This window comes from Streptomyces sp. LX-29 (genome assembly GCF_029541745.1).
Classification (GTDB): domain Bacteria; phylum Actinomycetota; class Actinomycetes; order Streptomycetales; family Streptomycetaceae; genus Streptomyces.
Genome location: NZ_CP089746.1, coordinates 1,866,764 through 1,884,571 on the forward strand (window position 1 = coordinate 1,866,764; position 17,808 = coordinate 1,884,571).

17 protein-coding genes are annotated in these 17,808 nt (G+C 72.0%); 5 read left to right on the forward strand and 12 right to left on the reverse strand.

Annotation, left to right across the window (positions count from 1 at the left end; all coding sequences use genetic code 11):
• Positions 1-4: 4 nt before the first annotated feature.
• The 6 genes from kdpB to LRS74_RS08045 form a co-directional block, all read right to left on the reverse strand.
• Positions 5-2,185 carry a potassium-transporting ATPase subunit KdpB gene (gene kdpB / locus LRS74_RS08020; RefSeq protein WP_277740360.1) on the reverse strand — a complete coding sequence of 727 codons (2,181 nt, stop codon included), beginning with the start codon at positions 2,183-2,185 and terminating at the stop codon, positions 5-7.
• A complete protein-coding gene (kdpA, locus tag LRS74_RS08025) occupies positions 2,182-3,867 on the reverse strand; it encodes a potassium-transporting ATPase subunit KdpA (RefSeq protein WP_277740361.1) in 1,686 nt (561 codons plus the stop codon). Before kdpA ends, kdpB begins: the two co-directional genes overlap by 4 nt.
• 8 nt (positions 3,868-3,875) lie before the next feature.
• Positions 3,876-3,965 (reverse strand): K(+)-transporting ATPase subunit F, encoded by a 90-nt coding sequence (gene kdpF / locus LRS74_RS08030; RefSeq protein ID WP_033264828.1) that lies wholly within the window; start codon positions 3,963-3,965, stop codon positions 3,876-3,878.
• A gap of 386 nt (positions 3,966-4,351) precedes the next feature.
• On the reverse strand, positions 4,352-5,119 hold the full coding sequence (locus LRS74_RS08035) for a DUF3710 domain-containing protein (protein ID WP_277740362.1): 768 nt from the start codon (positions 5,117-5,119) through the stop codon (positions 4,352-4,354).
• Position 5,120: 1 nt separating this feature from the next.
• Positions 5,121-5,636, reverse strand: a complete 516-nt coding sequence (gene dut / locus LRS74_RS08040) for a dUTP diphosphatase (protein ID WP_144382019.1) — start codon at positions 5,634-5,636, stop codon at positions 5,121-5,123.
• Positions 5,637-5,709: 73 nt separating this feature from the next.
• On the reverse strand, positions 5,710-6,294 hold the full coding sequence (locus tag LRS74_RS08045) for a PaaI family thioesterase (protein WP_277740363.1): 585 nt from the start codon (positions 6,292-6,294) through the stop codon (positions 5,710-5,712).
• A gap of 59 nt (positions 6,295-6,353) precedes the next feature.
• On the opposite strand from LRS74_RS08045, the gene LRS74_RS08050 reads away from it, so the two are divergent.
• A complete protein-coding gene (locus LRS74_RS08050) occupies positions 6,354-6,800 on the forward strand; it encodes a DUF3093 domain-containing protein (protein ID WP_277740364.1) in 447 nt (148 codons plus the stop codon).
• Positions 6,801-7,021: 221 nt separating this feature from the next.
• Here LRS74_RS08050 and LRS74_RS08055 read toward each other — a convergent pair whose 3' ends face one another.
• From LRS74_RS08055 to LRS74_RS08070, 4 genes are all read right to left on the reverse strand, one after another.
• On the reverse strand, positions 7,022-7,765 hold the full coding sequence (locus tag LRS74_RS08055) for a hypothetical protein (RefSeq protein ID WP_277744648.1): 744 nt from the start codon (positions 7,763-7,765) through the stop codon (positions 7,022-7,024).
• Entirely contained in the window at positions 7,762-8,061 is a 300-nt protein-coding gene (locus LRS74_RS08060) for a DUF4193 domain-containing protein (protein WP_144382015.1), read from the reverse strand. The genes LRS74_RS08055 and LRS74_RS08060 overlap by 4 nt, the downstream gene beginning before the upstream one ends.
• Positions 8,062-8,525: 464 nt before the next feature.
• On the reverse strand, positions 8,526-9,776 hold the full coding sequence (locus LRS74_RS08065; RefSeq protein ID WP_277740365.1) for a HAMP domain-containing sensor histidine kinase: 1,251 nt from the start codon (positions 9,774-9,776) through the stop codon (positions 8,526-8,528).
• Positions 9,776-10,429: a response regulator transcription factor gene (locus LRS74_RS08070; protein ID WP_144382013.1), complete on the reverse strand. Its 654-nt coding sequence runs from the start codon at positions 10,427-10,429 to the stop codon at positions 9,776-9,778. Before LRS74_RS08070 ends, LRS74_RS08065 begins: the two co-directional genes overlap by 1 nt.
• A 375-nt stretch (positions 10,430-10,804) precedes the next feature.
• On the opposite strand from LRS74_RS08070, the gene LRS74_RS08075 reads away from it, so the two are divergent.
• Positions 10,805-10,978: a hypothetical protein gene (locus LRS74_RS08075; RefSeq protein ID WP_186318898.1), complete on the forward strand. Its 174-nt coding sequence runs from the start codon at positions 10,805-10,807 to the stop codon at positions 10,976-10,978.
• A 93-nt stretch (positions 10,979-11,071) separates the two neighbouring features.
• On the opposite strand, the gene LRS74_RS08080 is transcribed toward LRS74_RS08075, so the two are convergent.
• Both LRS74_RS08080 and LRS74_RS08085 read right to left on the reverse strand, forming a co-directional pair.
• Positions 11,072-11,896 carry an inositol monophosphatase family protein gene (locus LRS74_RS08080; RefSeq protein ID WP_277740366.1) on the reverse strand — a complete coding sequence of 275 codons (825 nt, stop codon included), beginning with the start codon at positions 11,894-11,896 and terminating at the stop codon, positions 11,072-11,074.
• A 107-nt stretch (positions 11,897-12,003) separates the two neighbouring features.
• Positions 12,004-13,170 carry a ferrochelatase gene (locus LRS74_RS08085; protein WP_277740367.1) on the reverse strand — a complete coding sequence of 389 codons (1,167 nt, stop codon included), beginning with the start codon at positions 13,168-13,170 and terminating at the stop codon, positions 12,004-12,006.
• Between the two features lie 194 nt (positions 13,171-13,364).
• On the opposite strand from LRS74_RS08085, the gene LRS74_RS08090 reads away from it, so the two are divergent.
• The 3 genes from LRS74_RS08090 to sepH all read left to right on the forward strand — a co-directional run bounded on the left by LRS74_RS08090 (position 13,365) and on the right by sepH (position 17,501).
• On the forward strand, positions 13,365-14,654 hold the full coding sequence (locus tag LRS74_RS08090) for an MFS transporter (RefSeq protein ID WP_277740368.1): 1,290 nt from the start codon (positions 13,365-13,367) through the stop codon (positions 14,652-14,654).
• Positions 14,569-15,942: a D-arabinono-1,4-lactone oxidase gene (locus tag LRS74_RS08095; RefSeq protein WP_277740369.1), complete on the forward strand. Its 1,374-nt coding sequence runs from the start codon at positions 14,569-14,571 to the stop codon at positions 15,940-15,942. The genes LRS74_RS08090 and LRS74_RS08095 overlap by 86 nt, the downstream gene beginning before the upstream one ends.
• 491 nt (positions 15,943-16,433) lie before the next feature.
• Complete coding sequence (sepH, locus tag LRS74_RS08100; protein ID WP_277740370.1) at positions 16,434-17,501, forward strand: septation protein SepH; 1,068 nt, start codon at positions 16,434-16,436, stop codon at positions 17,499-17,501.
• Positions 17,502-17,808: the final 307 nt, after the last annotated feature.

Sequence of the window (17,808 nt, forward strand, 5' to 3'; positions counted from 1 at the left end):
GTCGTCACCCGATGCCAGGGATGAGGGAGATGAGCAGGTCGATGAGCTTGATGCCGATGAACGGGGCGACGAGGCCGCCCAGGCCGTAGAGGCCCAGGTTGCGGCGGAGCATCTTGTCCGCGCTCATCGGGCGGTAACGCACGCCCTTGAGGGCGAGCGGCACCAGCGCGACGATGATCAGCGCGTTGAAGATCACCGCGGACAGGATCGCCGACTCGGCCGAGTCCAGCCGCATGATGTTGAGGGTGTCCAGACCCTCGTAGCCCGCCACCCCGGCGAACATGGCCGGGATGATCGCGAAGTACTTCGCGACGTCGTTGGCGATCGAGAAGGTGGTCAGGGCGCCGCGGGTGATGAGCAGCTGCTTGCCGATCTCCACGATCTCGATGAGCTTGGTCGGGTTGGAGTCCAGGTCGACCATGTTCCCGGCCTCCTTGGCGGCCGAGGTGCCGGTGTTCATGGCCACGCCCACGTCGGCCTGGGCCAGCGCCGGGGCGTCGTTGGTGCCGTCGCCGGTCATCGCGACCAGCTTGCCGCCGGCCTGCTCCCGCTTGATCAGCGCCATCTTGTCCTCGGGCGTGGCCTCGGCGAGGAAGTCGTCCACGCCCGCCTCGTCCGCGATCGCCTTGGCGGTCAGCGGGTTGTCGCCAGTGATCATGACGGTCTTGATGCCCATGCGGCGCAGCTCGTCGAACCGCTCCCGCATGCCGTCCTTGACGACGTCCTTGAGGTAGATGACGCCCAGGACGCGGGCGCCGCGCTCGTCCTCCTCCGCGACGAGCAGCGGGGTGCCGCCGGCCTCGGAGATCTGGCTGGCGAGCTGGTCGGTGTCGGCAGCGACGGTCCCGCCCCGCTCCTTGACCCAGGTGATGATCGAGGCGGTGGCGCCCTTGCGGACCCTGCGCGCCACGCCGTCCTCTTCGAGGTCGACGCCCGACATCCGGGTCTGGGCGGTGAACGGCACCCACTCGGCGCCCACCAGCTCGCCCTCGTGCCGCTCGCGCAGCCCGTACTTCTCCTTGGCCAGCACGACGATCGAGCGGCCCTCGGGCGTCTCGTCGGCGAGCGAGGAGAGCTGGGCGGCGTCCGCCACCTCGGCGGCGGTGGTGCCCTTGACCGGGACGAACTCCGCGGCCTGGCGGTTGCCGTAGGTGATGGTGCCGGTCTTGTCCAGCAGCAGCGTGGAGACGTCGCCGGCGGCCTCGACGGCGCGGCCGGACATCGCCAGCACGTTGCGCTGCACCAGCCGGTCCATGCCGGCGATGCCGATCGCGGAGAGCAGCGCGCCGATGGTGGTCGGGATGAGACAGACCAGCAGCGCGGTCAGCACGATCATCGTCTGCTCGGCGCCCGCGTGGATCGCGAACGGCTGGAGGGTGACGACCGCCAGCAGGAAGACGATGGTGAGCGAGGCGAGCAGGATGTTCAGCGCGATCTCGTTCGGCGTCTTCTGCCGCGCCGCGCCCTCGACCAGGTTGATCATCCGGTCGATGAAGGTCTCGCCCGGCTTGGTGGTGATCTTGATGACGATGCGGTCCGAGAGCACCTTGGTGCCGCCGGTGACCGCCGACCGGTCGCCGCCCGACTCGCGGATGACCGGCGCGGACTCGCCGGTGATCGCCGACTCGTCGACCGACGCCACTCCCTCCACGACGTCGCCGTCGCCCGGGATGATGTCGCCCGCCTCGCAGACCACCAAGTCGCCGACGCGCAGCTCGGTGCCGGGCACCCGCTCCTCGGTGGTGCCGTCGAGCCGCCGCGCGACGGTGTCGGTCTTGGCCTTGCGCAGGGTGTCGGCTTGCGCCTTGCCGCGGCCCTCGGCCACCGCCTCCGCCAGGTTGGCGAAGACGACGGTCAGCCACAGCCATATCGCTATCGCCCAGCCGAACCCGTCGCCCGGGTCCAGACAGGCCAGCACGGTGGTGAGCACCGAGCCGATCTCGACCACGAACATGACGGGCGACGTGGCCATCACCCGCGGGTCGAGCTTGCGGAAGGCGTCGGGGAACGACTTGACCAGCTGCTTGGGGTCGAACAGCCCGCCGGAGACCCGGCCGGCGCCGTGGTCGTCGTGGGGCGCGAGGTGCGCGGAGTGGCCCTCCGGAGGGCGCGTGGAGGTGGCAGTGGACATGGGGTCCTCGACAGACGTGGTGGCCTGCGGCGCGTCCTTGGTCAGGTCGCTCATGCGAGTCCCTCCGCCATCGGGCCGAGGGCGAGCGCCGGGAAGTACGTCAGGCCGGTGATGATCAGGATCGCGCCGACCAGCAGCCCCGCGAAGAGCGGCTTCTCGGTGCGCAGGGTGCCGGCGGTCTCCGGGACCGGCTTCTGCTCGGCCAGCGAGCCCGCCAGGGCCAGCACGAACACCATCGGCAGGAAGCGGCCGAGGAGCATGGCCAGGCCGATCGTGGTGTTGTACCAGTCGGTGTTGGCGTTGAGGCCGGCGAAGGCGGAGCCGTTGTTGTTGGCGCCGGAGGTGAAGGCGTAGAGGACCTCGGAGAAGCCGTGCGCCCCGCTGCCGTTCACCGAGGAGTCGGCGCCGTTGAGGATGGACTCCGGCGGGCCGGACAGCGCCATGGAGAGCGCGGTGAAGCCGAGCACCAGCGTCGGGGTGATGAGGATGTAGCAGGCGGCGAGCTTGATCTCACGCGAGCTGATCTTCTTGCCCAGGTACTCCGGGGTGCGGCCGACCATCAGGCCCGCGATGAACACCGCGATGATCGCCATGACCAACATGCCGTAGAGGCCGGAGCCGACGCCGCCGGGCGCGATCTCGCCGAGCATCATGCCCAGCATGGTGAGGCCGCCGCCGAGGCCGGTGAACGAGGAGTGGAAGGAGTCCACCGCGCCGGTCGAGGTGAGGGTGGTGCTGGTCGCGAAGATCGCCGAGGCGCCGACGCCGAACCGCTGTTCCTTGCCCTCCATCGCGCCGCCCGCCTCCTGGAGCGCGGCGCCGCCGTGGTGGAACTCGGTCCACATCATCAGGGCGGTGAAGCCCACCCAGATGATCGCCATGGTGGCCAGGATCGCGTAGCCCTGCTTGACGTTGCCGACGAGCTTGCCGAAGGTCCGGGTCAGCGAGAACGGGATGACGAGGATCAGGAAGATCTCGAAGAGGTTGGTGAAGGCGTCGGGGTTCTCGAAGGGGTGGGCGGAGTTGGCGTTGAAGTAGCCGCCGCCGTTGGTGCCGAGCTCCTTGATGACCTCCTGCGAGGCCACCGCGCCGCCGTTCCACTGCTGGCTGCCGCCGCCGAACTGGCCGACCTCGTGGATGCCGGAGAAGTTCTGGATGGCGCCGCAGGCCACCAGCACCAACGCGCCGATGATCGAGAGTGGGATGAGGATGCGGACGGTGCCGCGGACCAGGTCGGCCCAGAAGTTGCCCAGCTCGCCGGTACGGGCCCGGACGAAGCCCCGGACCAGGGCGATGGCCACGGCCATGCCGACCGCGGCGGAGACGAAGTTCTGCACCGCCAGGCCGCCGGTCTGGATGACGTGGCCCATGGCCTGCTCACCCGAGTACGACTGCCAGTTGGTGTTGGCGACGAACGAGGCGGCGGTGTTGAACGCCTGGTCGGGGCTGATCGCGGTGAAGCCGAGAGAGAGCGGCAGGTGGTCCTGGAGGCGCTGGAGCGCGTACAGGAAGAGCACACCGACCGCGGAGAAGGCGAGCACACCGCGCAGATAGGCGGGCCAGCGCATCTCGGTGTTGGGGTCGGCGCCGATGCAGCGGTAGATCAGCTTCTCGACGCGCAGGTGCTTGGTGGAGCTGTAGACGGCGGCCATGTAGTCGCCGAGGGGGCGGTAGACCAGGGCGAGCGCTCCGATGAGCGCGACCAACTGGAGAACCCCAGCGAGTTCGGAACTCATCGTGGTGCTCAGAACCTCTCCGGGAAGACCAGCGCGAGGACCAGGTAGCCCAGCAGGGCGACCGCCACGACGAGACCGACGATGTTCTCCGCGGTCACAGCTTGGTCACCCCCCTGGCGACGAGAGCCACCAGCGCGAAGACCGCGATCGTGGCGAAGACGAAGGCCACGTCGGCCATCGTGAGCTCCTAGAGAGGTTCGGGGAGAGGGCCCGCTCCGGGAGGCTGCGGAAGCCTCCACCGGCCCTCGGGGACCTCTAGAGGAAAGCGCCTACCCGTCCGTTTGCACCCGGCGTTGACGGCTCCCTTACGGCCATTAGCGCGCTCTTAGCGGATCCCTGACGCTCCCCGTCCTTACCTGCGAAAACGCCGGTGGGCCGTACCCCCTGTCAGGGGTACGGCCCACCGGAACCGTGTGTTTTCTGCCGTGATCAAGCCGGTTTCACGCCGTGCGGAGCCGCTCGCGGACCCCGTACGGCACAGGCGTCAGCGCACCTCGGTGATCTCCGGGCCGCGCTGCAACTGGTCGGCGCCGCCCGCGAACCGCGAGCCGGCGTCCTCCTGCTGCACCCCGTCCGGCACCATCTGCGCGTCGTTCGGCAGCTTGAGGACGATCGGGTCGCGCGGGGCCATCGGGCCCTCGCCGCGCACGACGACCGTGTCGCGGAAGATCGCCTCCAGCAGGCTGCCGGTCTCGGGCTTGACCGCGCCCTGGCCGGAGATCACTCCGCGCAGGAACCAGCGCGGCCCGTCGACGCCGACGAACCGGACCATCTGCACGCCGTTGGTGCCGTCCGGCAGTTGGACCGGGACCTGGGCGCGCAGCTCCCAGCCCAGCGTGCCCTCGAGCTCGTCCACGACGCCGCCCTGCTGGGTGATGCCGTTGGCGATCTCGTCCCGCACCTCGTTCCAGATGCCTTCCTTCTTGGGCGCGGCGAACGCCTGGAGCTGTACGGCGCTGTCACGCAGCACCACGGTCGCGGCGACGATCGCGTCCCCGGCGACCTCCACCCGCAGCTCCATGCCCTCGACACCGGGCACGAAGAGGCCACCCAGGTCCACGCGGCCCTCGCCGGGCTCGCGCACCTCGGAGACGTCCCACGGGCCGTCCGGGCGCGGTGCCGGGGGCAGGCTCACCCTGCTCGCGGGCGCGGCCGCGTCCTCGGTCTCGTCGGCCTCTCCGGCCAACTCCTCGGAGGCGACGTCGAGGGTCTCGACAGCCTCCTCGCTGCGCTTGCGGCGACGTCCGAACACGTCATTGTCCTTCCCGGTCGGAACCGACCGAAGCGTATCCATTCCCACCCGTCGAGCCGTCCACGGCGGCATGGCCGCCGGTGGACCCGAAGCCCCCAAAGGCCCGCGCCGAACCGGGAAGCTCCGCCACCTCGTGGAAGCGCACCTTCTCGACCTGCTGGACGACCAGTTGAGCGACGCGGTCGAAGGGCTCGAACCGCACCGTCTCGCGCGGGTCGAGATTGACCACGATCACCTTGATCTCTCCACGGTACCCGGCATCGATGGTCCCTGGGGCGTTCACCATGGCCACACCGCAGCGTGCCGCCAGGCCCGAGCGCGGGTGCACGAAGGCCGCGTACCCGTCCGGGAGCGCGATCGAGACGCCGGTGGGCAGCACCGCGCGCTCGCCGGGCGCGAGCTCGGCGGCCTCCGTGGTGACCAGGTCGACCCCGGCGTCGCCGGGGTGGGCGTAGGCCGGGATCGGCACCTCGGGGTGCACCCTGCGGATCAATACGTCTAGCGGCGTCCGGTCCACGCCGGCCTCCTGTTCCTGTCGTCGCTCATCGCATGAGCGCCTTGGTGAGCGGAGGCGCCCACGAGCCGACCGCTCACGGGTTCACCTCGAAGGCCCGGGCCACCCGCTGCTGGTCCGGGTCGGCGAGCGCGGCGTTGATCTCCTCGGGCCGGCCGTTGTCGATGAAGTGGCCGATCGGCACCTCGACGAAGAGGGCGTCGGCGCGGACCGCGACGGGACCGTCGGGGCCACCGACCCGGCCGGTGGCGGTGGAGAAGATCTTGCGGCCGTCGACCGCGGTCACCTCGGCCTCCAGGTGCAGCTTGGTGCCGACCGGGACCGGGCGGACGTACTCCGTCTCCAGCCGCTTGGTCACCGCGATCACCCGCAGCAGCCAGCTGAGCGCGCCGAGCGCCTCGTCCAGCGCGGTGGCCAGCACCCCGCCGTGGGCGAGGCCCGGTCCGCCCTGGTGGGCGGGCTGGACGGTGAACTCGGCGGTGAGGCTGACGCCCTCCCCCGCCCGGGCCTCCAGGCGCAGCCCGTGCCGCTGGGCGTCCCCGCAGCCGAAGCACTGGTCGTAGTGGGCTCCTATGAGCTCACCGGGTGCGGGCGCATCGGGGTGCCGCACCGGGGGCTTGGCCCCGTCCGGCGGCGTCAGACCTGTCCTTCTTCCACTCACAGCGCCAGACCTTACCCGCGCGGCAGGTACTCCTCGGCCGTCGTGCCAAGCTTGAGGTCATGCAGCACTACGAAGAACGCCTGACCGCTCCCCGTTCCTGGTGGCTGATCGCGCTCCTGGCCGGGATCGCGATGGGGTTGATCCTGCTGCCGCTCGGCACCCTGCCGATGCTGGCCGGGCTCATCATCGGCGGCGCGCTGTCCGCGACCGCCGTCAGCTCGTACGGCTCGGCGCGCATCCGGGTGCTCTCCGACTCGCTGGTCGCCGGGGACGCGCGGATCCCGCTGCCGGCCCTGGGCGCCATCGAGGTGCTGAACGCCGAGGAGGCGGCCGCCTGGCGCCGGCACAAGGCCGACACGCGGGCGTTCATGCTGCTGCGGGGCTACATCCCGACCGCCGTCCGGGTGGAGGTCACCGATCCGGAGGACCCCACTCCGTATCTCTATCTCTCCAGCCGCCGTCCGGAGCGGCTCGCGGCGGCGCTGGAGGCGGTGCGGGCCGGCTGAGGACGCCGCCGACGGGAGACGGGCCGGACCGGCCCGTCCGCGCGGGCGCGCAGGGACTCGCCGCACCACCGCACGGAGACGCGCGAGCAGGCCCGGAGCGCGTCGGCGGACGCGCGGGGGCGCACGACGCGTCGACGGATGCGCACGGTCGGTGGTCGGGTCCGAGCCGATGCCCCATCCCCGCGCCGGAGGCCGCGCTACGTCGCGCCGGGGACCCGGGCCTACGTCGCCTGTACGGCGCCGTCCGCGGGCGGCAGCGCCTCCCAGGGGATCTGCCGGGCGCGCAGGTCCTTGCGCACCTTGCGGGCCAGCTTCCGGGTGTCACGTCGGTTCATCGTGGCACCGGCGACCGCGCCGATCATGAAGGGCGCCAGCCCCGGCAGATTGCGGAAGCTTCGCTTCATGACCTGCTGACGCAGCTCGCGCCGGAGCTGGACGCCGAACGCGGCGTTCACCGTGGCCGGGACGGCCACGTCGATGCCGCGCTCCTGGGACCAGGCGCCGAGATAGGCCATGGCGCGCTGGGCGGTCCCACCCGGCGCCCGCACCCCGTAGACCTCGTGCAGCTCGGCGACGAGTTTGAACTCTATGGAGGCGACGCCGATGATCTCGGCCGCCAGCTCGGCGGGCATGGCGGGCGGGACCGGCAGCATCGCCGCGGCGCCCACGCCCGCACCCACGGTGGAGGTGCCGTTGACGGCACCGGCCACCAGCTTGTCCGCGAGCTCCTCCGGGCCGAGCCCGGGAAACTGCCGGCGCAGTGTCGCGAGATCGCGGACGGGAACGCGCGGGGCGTTGGCGATGATGCGCTCGACGATGGTGGTCAGCCCCGCCCGCACACTCGCACCGCCCCGCCCCGTGGCCGCCCTCGCACCGCGACCGCAGGCGACCGCGAGCGAGGCCACCCGGCCCCGCTCGACGTGCCCGTCGCGCCGCGCCGCGTCCACGCCGGATCCGGCCGTCAGGCCGCGCAGTCGCGGCAGATCGGCTGGCCGTTCTTCTCCGAGGCCAGCTGGCTGCGGTGATGCACGAGGAAGCAGCTCATGCAGGTGAACTCGTCCTGCTGCTTCGGCAGCACACGGACGGCCAGTTCCTCGTTCGAGAGGTCCGCGCCCGGGAGCTCCAGGCCCTCGGCCGCTTCGAACTCGTCGACGTCGACGGACGAAGTCGACTTGTCGTTCCGTCGAGCCTTCAGTTCTTCCAGGCTGTCCGAATCGACGTCGTCGTCGGTCTTGCGTGGGGTGTCGTAATCCGTTGCCATGTCGCTCTCCCCCTCTGGGTGTCTGCGGTGTCTCCAGCGCACGTAACGCGTGAGGGGCCGGTCTTGTGCCCGACCCGAGGCGGAGATTTTGCCTCACATCAAGGTCTGTTACTCAATCGACACCCAACCGCACCTCTAAGAGGCGATCGGGTTGAGTGGCGAACGCGACCGTACACGGTCCGGAAGCCACCTGGCACATATGCCATGACGTGTACTTCCCGTGATCACGACACCCGGAAACCCGGATTTTCCGGGCCTTCCACCGACCGAGGTGATCACTGAGCGTAGATGGCCGGAAAATCGGCCATGTGATCGATCACACAAGGACGAGATGGGTGCCTGATCCTGAAAATTCCTCCCAAAGCGAACCTCGATGGCCGACAGCGTACAACCATCTCGGAGCGCGGGCACGGCCCCGCGCTCCCGAGACGGAGTGCCTCGCGAGCCCGAGAGGGAGTGCGAGGTCAGAGCGGAAGCACGACCCGCATGTCCAGACCGCCCCCCTCGCGCGGCTGCGCCGTGATCCTGCCGCCGTGCGCCCGTGCCACCGAGCGCGCGATGGAGAGTCCCAGCCCCACGCCCTTGTCGCTGCCGGTGCGCTCGGTGCGCAGCCGGCGGAACGGCTCGAAGAGGTTGTCGACCTCGTAGGCCGGGACCACCGGTCCGCTGTTGCTCACCACCAGCACCGCCTCGCCGCGCTCGGCCTCGGTCGAGACCTCCACCCAGCCGCCCTCGGCGAGGTTGTAGCGCACGGCGTTCTGCACCAGGTTCAGCGCGATCCGCTCCAACAGCACACCGTTGCCCTGGACCACCACCGGCTTGCGGCTGCCGCGCAGCTCCACGCCCTTGGCCTCCGCCTCGCCCCGGGCCTGCTCGATCGCGCGCAGCGCCACCTCCGCCAGGTCCACCGGCTTGCGGTCGACGATCTCGTTCTCGCTGCGGGCCAGCAGCAGCAGGCCCTCCACCAGCTGCTCGCTGCGCTCGTTGGTGGCCAGCAGGGTCTTGCCGAGCTGAGCCAGCTCCGGAGAGGCGTCCGGGTCGGAGAGCTGCACCTCCAGCAGGGTCCGGTTGATCGCCAGCGGGGTGCGCAGCTCGTGCGAGGCGTTGGCCACGAACCGCTGCTGCGCGGTGAAGGCCCGCTCCAGCCGGTCCAGCATCTCGTCGAAGGTGTCCGCGAGCTCCTTGAGCTCGTCGTCCGGGCCCTCCAGCTGGATCCGCCGGGACAGATCCGAGCCGGCCACCTGGCGGGCGGTGCGGGTGATCCGGCCCAGCGGCGAGAGCACCCGGCCGGCCATCCCGTAGCCGAAGGCGAACGCGATCACGGCCAGGCCCATCAGCGCCAGCAACGAGCGGCGCAGCAGCCCGCTGAGCGCCAGCTGCCGCTGCTCCTGCATGCAGTCGTTGAGCGCCGCGTTGAAGGCGTCCGGGTTCAGGTCCTTGCCGACGATCTCCGGGCAGGTGTTGTTGGTCGGGTAGACCTTGCCGGAGACCAGCTCGAACGGCAGCTCGTTGCCGAGGTGCAGGGCCTGGGCGGCCAGCAGATAGATGATCGTCAGCAGTAGCACGCCGGCGATCAGGAACATCCCGCCGTAGAGCAGCGTCAGCCGTATCCGGATCGTGGGGCGCAGCCAAGGGGTCCGGCGCATGCCCGGCGGGTCCCAGCCGGGCTTCGGAGGGGCCACCGGCGGTGGCGGCGGGTTCGTCGCCGCGGCCATCAGATCCGGTATCCCGAGCCGGGCACGGTGACGATCACGGCCGGCTCACCGAGCTTGCGGCGCAGCGTCATGACGGTGACCCGGACCACGTTGGTGAACGGGTCGGTGTTCTCGTCCCAGGCCTTCTCCAGCAGCTGCTCTGCCGAGACCACGGCGCCCTCGCTGCGCATCAGCACCTCCAGGACGGCGAACTCCTTGGGCGCGAGGTGGATCTCCCGGCCGTCGCGGAACACCTCGCGGCGGTTGGGGTCCAGCTTGATGCCGGCGCGCTCCAGGACCGGCGGCAGCGCCACGGTGGTACGCCGACCCAGCGCCCGCACCCGTGCGGTCAGCTCCTTGAACGCGAACGGCTTCGGCAGGTAGTCGTCGGCGCCCAGCTCCAGCCCCGCGACGCGCTCGCTGACATCGCCGGCGGCGGTGAGCATCAGCACCCGGGTGGGGATGCCCAGCTCCACGACCCGGCGGCACACGTCGTCGCCGTGGACCAGCGGCAGGTCGCGGTCGAGGACGACGACGTCGTAGTCGTTGACGGCGATACGCTCCAGGGCGGCGGAGCCGTCGTACACGACGTCGACGGCCATGGCCTCCCGGCGCAGCCCCGTGGCCACCGCATCAGCGAGCAGCTGCTCGTCCTCGACGACGAGTACACGCACGTCGCTAGTCCTTTCATCGTGACCATGCCGGCCCTGCCGGTTTCGTACGCGGGGGCGGGCCATCCTTCACTCAGCGTGCACTGCGCGTGCGTCGCGAGAGCCTCCATCCTGCCTCGAAGTCTCATAAACCGGCGGTAAGGGGGTCCTGTCCCGGATTCCTTCGGTGATTGAGGTTTCCGTCCCTCAAGGGGTGGGGAGGACGACTGCACACCCGCGATCACGCCCTGTTATGTGGCACGCCCCAGGCACCGCTCGACTCTCTGCCGCGCAGGGACCACGCACGTGATTGCCCCTCCGTCCCGGCCTCCGGGCTGGAGGACACCCTCAGGGCACACCCCCGTGCCGACGACCCGACCCAGACGAGGGGGCGCCGTTATGGACGCGTTCACCGCAGGCATTCTGCAGCGCATAGAGACCACGAAGAACGATCTCCACCGCGCTCGTGAGGCGGGCGACGACTTTCTCGCCGAGGTGGAGCTGGCCGAGTTGGAAGATCTTCGCCGGCTCGCCGCCGAGCACGGCGTCGAGGTCGGTGCCGTAACGGCCTGACCTCGGCGGACGTGCAGCGCCCCGGTGCCCTCTCGGCACCGGGGCGCTGCCGTGTTCCCGGTTCGGTGGTCGCGGCCGGCGGGCCGCCGTCGGTCAGTCGTGCCAGGCGCCGAGCTCGTCGAGCCGCCGCTGGAGCGGTTCGAAGAGGCCGGGGACGGCGGCGACGGTGAGCTCACCGTCGGCCGCAGCGCCCGGCCGGCCACCGGTGAGGGCGCCCGCCTCGCGGGCGATGAGCTCGCCGGCCGCGTAGTCCCAGGGGTTGAGCCCGCGCTCGTAGTAGCCGTCGAGCCGGCCGCAGGCCACGTCGCACAGGTCGATCGCGGCCGAGCCGCCGCGCCGGATGTCCCGCACCTCGGGCAGGAGCGCCCGCACCACCTCGGCCTGGGCGGCCCGGCGCGCGGTCAGATAGCCGAAGCCGGTGCCGATGAGGGCCTGCTCGACGGGGGGTGCGGGGCGCACCCGGGCCGGCTCCCCGTTGACGTACGCACCGGCGCCGAGGGCCGCGTGGTAGGTCTCGCCACGCATCGGGGCGGTCACCACGCCGACCAGCGTCTCTCCGTCCGCCTCGGCGGCGATGGAGACCGCCCAGGACGGCAGCCCGTAGAGGTAGTTCACGGTGCCGTCGAGCGGGTCGATGATCCAGCGCACCCCGCTGCTGCCCGGGGTGCTGGCGCCCTCCTCGCCCAGCAGCCCGTCCGCGGGACGCCGCTCGGCCAGGTAGTCGGTGATCAGCTTCTCGGCGGCCAGGTCCATCTCGGTGACCACGTCGATGGAGCTGGTCTTGGTGGCGGCGACGCCCAGGTCGGCCGGGCGGCCGTCGCGCAGCAGCTCGCCCGCCCGCCGCGCCGCGTCGAGCGCGATGTCGAGCAGCTCCACTATGAGCTCGTCGCCGGGCTGGGAGGTCAGGGGGCCGGTCATGGTGCTCCTTCGTTCGCTTTCGCGGCCGGACGACGGCGGAGCGGCTCTCCCGCCCCGCCGCGGCCCGGCCGCGCGGTCGTCGCTCCGGGTCCTTCGGCGTGGGCGCCTCAGGCGTACGGGCTGTCGGCCCCGGCGGCGGCGGGACGGGGGGTGCGGGCGGGGCAGCAGCCCACCGGGCACAGGTCGTGGCCGGGGCCGAGGGCGCCGAGGGCGCAGCGGTCCACCGGGCGGCCGCGCTCGGCGGCGGCGCGCTCCAGCACCAGCTCGGCCACGGCCGCGGAGAAGCGCGGGTCGGAGCCGACGGTGGCGGCGCGGCTGACCGGCAGGCCCAGCTCGGCGGCCTTGGCGGTGGCCTCGGTGTCGAGGTCGTACCGGACCTCCATGTGGTCCGAGACGAAGCCGATGGGGACCATCACGGCGGCCGGGACGCCGACGCCGTGCAGCTCCTCCAGGTGGTCGCAGATGTCCGGCTCCAGCCAGGGGATGTGCGGGGCTCCGCTGCGGGACTGGTAGACCAGCCGCCAGGGGTGCGCCACGCCGGTCTCCTCGCGCACGGCCTCCGCGATCAGCCGTGCCACGTCCAGGTGCTGGGCCACGTAGGCGCCGCCGGCGCCGTGGCCCTTCACCGGGCCGGAGGTGTCGGCGGCGGCGGTCGGGATGGAGTGCGTGGTGAAGGCCAGGTGGGCGCCGGCCCGCCGCTCTTCGGGCAGCTCGGCCAGCGCGGCCAGCGTGGCGTCCACCATGGGGCGCACGAAGCCGGGGTGGTTGAAGTAGTGGCGCAGCTTGTCCACGCGCGGCAGCGGCAGCCCCTCGGCCTCCAGCGCGGCCAGCGCGTCGGCCAGGTTCTCCCGGTACTGGCGGCAGCCGGAGTACGAGGCGTAGGCGCTGGTGGCCAGCACCAGGATGCGACGCCGGCCGTCGTGGACCATCTCGCGCAGCACATCGGTCAGGTACGGCGCCCAGTTGCGGTTGCCCCAGTAGACCGGCAGGTCCAGGCCGCGGTCCGCGAAGTCCTTGCGGAGCGCCTGGAGCAGCTCCCGGTTCTGCGCGTTGATCGGGGAGACGCCGCCGAACAGGAAGTAGTGCCGGCCGACCTCCTTGAGCCGCTCGCGCGGGATGCCGCGGCCGCGCGTGACGTTCTCCAGGAACGGAACGACGTCTTCCGGCCCCTCCGGGCCACCGAAGGAGAGCAGCAGCAGGGCGTCGTACGGCGTGCCGTCGACCGGGCCCTGGGCGGGGTCGGCGGGCGCCTGGCGTTGTGGCTGGGCGGACATGTTCCGATCCTGCCACCCGTCACCGACAGCCGGAAAACCGGCGGGAAATGCGGCTGCGTCGCCCCACGACGCGCCGTAAGCTGTATCGGACGCGTACATTCCTTACCGGTCCCCGAGCGGCACCGCCCCCGGACCGGCCGCCGTGCGCTGCCCACCCCTGCCCGACACCGGCCCTAGACGGCGGAGCCCCCCTCGTGCCCAGTCCCTATCGTGTGATCTTCGCCCGTCCGGGCACCAAGGCGTTCTCCGCCGCCGGCTCCCTCGGCCGGATGACGCTGTCGATGATGGGCATCGGCGTGGTCACGATGGTCTCCCAGCTGACCGGGCGCTACGGCCTTGCCGGCGCCGTCGCGGCCACCCTCGCGCTCTCCGCCGCCGTCATCGGCCCGCAGATATCCCGGCTGGTGGACCGGCACGGGCAGCGCCGGGTGCTGCGCCCGGCCACCCTCTTCTCCGCCGTCGCCGTGACCGGCCTGCTGGTCAGCGCGCACGAGCGGTGGCCGGACTGGACGCTCTTCGTCTTCGCGGCGGCGGTGGGCTGTGTGCCGAGCATCGGCTCGATGGTCCGGGCCCGCTGGGCGGAGATCCTCAAGGACGCGCCCCGCGAGCTGCACACCGCCTACGCCTTCGAGTCGGTCGTCGACGAGGCCTGCTTCATCGTCGGCCCGATCCTCTCCATCGGCCTGTGCACCGCCTGGTTCCCCGAGGCGGGCCCGCTGGTGGCCGCCCTGTGCCTGGTGGTCAGCGTGCTGTGGCTCACCGCCCAGCGCGCCACCGAGCCCGAGCCGCACCCGCGCGACAAGCAGACCGGGGGTTCGGTGCTGCGCTCGCCGGGGCTGCGGGTGCTGGTGGCGGCCTTCGTCGCGACCGGCGCGATCTTCGGCGTGGTGGACGTGGTGACCGTGGCCTTCGCCGAGGAGGAGGGCCACAAGGCCGCCGCGAGCCTGGTGCTCGCGGTCTACGCGACCGGCTCCTGCCTGGCCGGCGTGGTCTTCGGGCTGCTGCACCTGAAGGGCTCGGCCTCGCGCCGCTGGCTGCTGGGCATGTGCGCCATGGCCGTGAGTATGATCCCCCTCCAACTGGTCGGGAGCCTGCCGCTCCTGGCCGTGGCGCTCTTCGTCGCGGGCCTGGCCATCGCGCCGACGATGGTCACCACCATGGCCCTGATCGGGCAGCACGTACCGCGCGCCAACCTGACCGAGGGCATGACCTGGGTGAGCACCGGGCTCGCGGTCGGGATCGCGATCGGCTCCTCGGCCGCCGGGGTGGTGGTCGACGAGGCCGGCGCCCGGGCGGGGTACCTGGTGGCGGCGGCGGCCGGGGCGCTCGCGGCGGCGGTGGCGTTCCTCGGGTACCGCTGGCTGCGGCCGGCGCCACAGCGGGAGGGATCTGACGGGCATGAGCGCGACGGGGACCACGGGCAGGACCGGGAAGACCGCGCGGAGCGGCGCGAGGACCGCGCGGAACAGCGACACATGGCGTAACTGGGCGGGGAACGTCACCGCGAGCCCGTCCGGGGTCGCGACACCCGCCTCCACCGAGGAGCTGGCGGCCGTCGTCCGCGCGGCCGCGCGGGAGGGCGTTCCGGTGAAGGCCGTGGGCACCGGCCACTCCTTCACCGCCGTGGCCGCCACCGACGGCCTGCTGGTCCGCCCCGACCGGCTGGTCGGCTTACGGGCCCTGGACCGGGCGGCCGGAACGGTGACCGTCGCCGCCGGCACCCCGCTGTGGCAGCTGAACGAGACCCTGTCCGTACACGGTCTGTCGCTGACCAACATGGGCGACATCATGGCCCAGACGGTGGCCGGCGCGGTGAGCACCGGAACGCACGGCACCGGCCGGGAGAGCGCCTCGCTCGCCGCCCAGATCGCCGCCCTGGAGCTGGTGACGGCCGACGGCTCGGTGGTGCGGTGCGCGCCGGGCGGCCCGCCCGAGGAGGAGGCGCTCTTCACGGCGGCGCGGTTGGGTCTGGGCGCGCTGGGCGTCATCAGCGCGGTCACCTTCCGGGTGGAGCCCGAATTCCTGCTGACCGCGCGGGAGGAGCCGATGACGCTCGACCGGGTGCTCGGCGACTTCGAGCAACTCGTCTTGGAGAACGAGCACTTCGAGTTCTACTGGTTCCCTCACACCCGCCACTGCAACACCAAGCGCAACAACCGCAGCCAAGGCCCCGCCGCCCCCCTCGGTCGGTTCGGCGGCTGGGTCGAGGACGAGCTGCTCTCCAACGGGGCGTTCCAGGCACTGTGTTCGATGGGTCGCGCCGTCCCCACCGCCGTCCCCGGCCTCGCCCGGATCGCCGGCGGCGCGCTGTCGGCCCGTACGTACACCGACATCCCGTACAAGGTCTTCACCAGCCCGCGCCGGGTGCGCTTCCTGGAGATGGAGTACGCGGTGGAGCGGGCGGCCGCGCCGGAGGTGCTGCGCGAGTTGGAGGCGGTCGTCGAGCGCTCGGGGTTCGCGGTCAGCTTCCCGGTGGAGGTGCGGACCGCGCCGGCCGACGACATCCCGCTGTCCACCGCCTCCGGTCGGGACACCGCGTACATCGCCGTGCACATGTACCGCGGCACCCCGCACCGGGAGTACTTCGCCGCCGTCGAGCGGATCATGGTCGCGTACGGCGGACGGCCGCACTGGGGCAAGCTGCACGGCCGTGACGCCGGATACCTGACCGACGCCTATCCGCGGTTCGGCGAGTTCACCGCCGTCCGCGACCGTTGGGACCCGGACCGCGTCTTCGGCAACGACTACCTGCGGCGGGTGTTGGGGGACTGACCACCCGGAACCGGACGGCCGCCATCGCCCCGGTCGACGCCTGCACCGGAAAGGGTAGTTCCGCTTCTGAAGATTACGTGAAACTTGCCACCCCCGCCGCGACCCGGGGCGCCACCCCTGGGAGTCAACTCACCGACCTCCGGGCAACTTGGCTGGCGCGCCGGGTCCACCCAGGTGGCCCGAATGGAGTACTGTGGCGAGCCCTGGCCCCGCTTTCCCGTCCGGCCGCCCGGACCCAGCGGGAGGGGCCAAAAGCGGCAACTCAACCGGCGGCGCCGCGACATGGAACGGAGACCGCTGCACAACGTGACATGCGTCACTTTGCGCTGCAAACAGGTAACCGTGCCATAACGGCGGATCGCGGCCCAGGCCCGACACGCCGGGCAACTCGGCAATGTTGTGGCAGGCTGCACCCGGGCAGGCCACACTCGTCTAGCGGGAGAACGGCAGCGACGCACGTGACGTCGGCAGGCACCACCCGGGAGGTCCCCATGCCCGAACTGCGTGTCGTGGCCGTCAGCAACGACGGCACACGGCTGGTGCTCAAGGCTGCGGACAGCACGGAATACACGCTCCCCATCGACGAGCGGCTGCGCGCCGCCATTCGCAACGACCGCGCACGGCTCGGCCAGATCGAGATCGAGGTCGAGAGCCATCTGCGGCCGCGCGACATCCAGGCCCGTATACGCGCCGGCGCCTCCGCCGAAGAGGTCGCGCAGATGGCGGGCATCTCCGTCGACCGCGTACGCCGCTTCGAGGGGCCGGTGTTGGCGGAGCGCGCGTTCATGGCCGAGCGCGCCCGTAAGACCCCCGTACGTCGCCCCGGCGAGAACGCCGGGCCGCAGCTCGGCGAGGCCGTCGCGGAGCGGCTGCTGCTGCGCGGCGCGGAGAAGGACACCGCCCAGTGGGACTCCTGGCGGCGCGACGACGGCACCTGGGAGGTGCTGCTCGTCTACCGCGTCATGGGCGCGCCGCGCTCGGCGACCTGGACCTACGACCCGCCCCGGCGGCTGGTCCAGGCCGTGGACGACGAGGCGCGCGCGCTCATCGGCGAGTCCGACGACACGCCCGAGCCGAGCTTCCCCTTCGTACCGAGGATCGCGCGGCTGCCGCGCGAGCGGGACCGCGATCGGGACCGGGACCGACTGCTGGACCGGTCGGGGCTCTCCCCGACCGAATCCGGCGATGCCGACTCCCCCGCGTCCGACGAGGACGCCGGTGGCGGCGTTCGCGAGCGCGATTCGCTGACCAGTCTGCTGGAGGCGGTGCCCAACTTCCGCGGCGACATGGTCGTCCCCGAGGCGGTGCCCCAGCCGGCGACCCCGCCGGACCCGCCCGAGGAGGAGCCGGAGGCCGCCGAGCCCCCCGCTCCCGCCGCGAGCGCCGGCTCCGCCTACGCCGACGTCCTCATGCCCCGCTCCGTCACCGGTCACCGCGACCGTCTCACCGGCACCACCGACCGCCAGGCCGAGGCCGACGGGGTGCGACCGGGACGTCGGGCCGCGGTGCCGAGCTGGGACGAGATCGTGTTCGGGACGCGGCGCAAGAAACCGGACTAGGCAGGCTGCTGCCCCTACCCGGGTTCTGGTTCGTTGCCACCCGAGCCCCGAGGCCCTGGGCCCTGGGCCCTGGGCCCTGGGCCTTGCTGGTCGCGGGGCGGCTGGGCCGGGTGTGGTGGTCTGCCGGTGACGGGTTGGCGACGCCTCGTCGCGGCTGCGGCGGGGCGTCCGTGCCGGGTGCGGTGGTCTACCGGGTGCCGCGCCGTTGCGCCTGCGGCGGGGCGTCCGCGCTGGGTGCGGTGGTCCGCCGGGTGCCGCGCCGTTGCGCCTGCGGCGGGCTGCTCCCACCCACCCGCCCGATCACCCC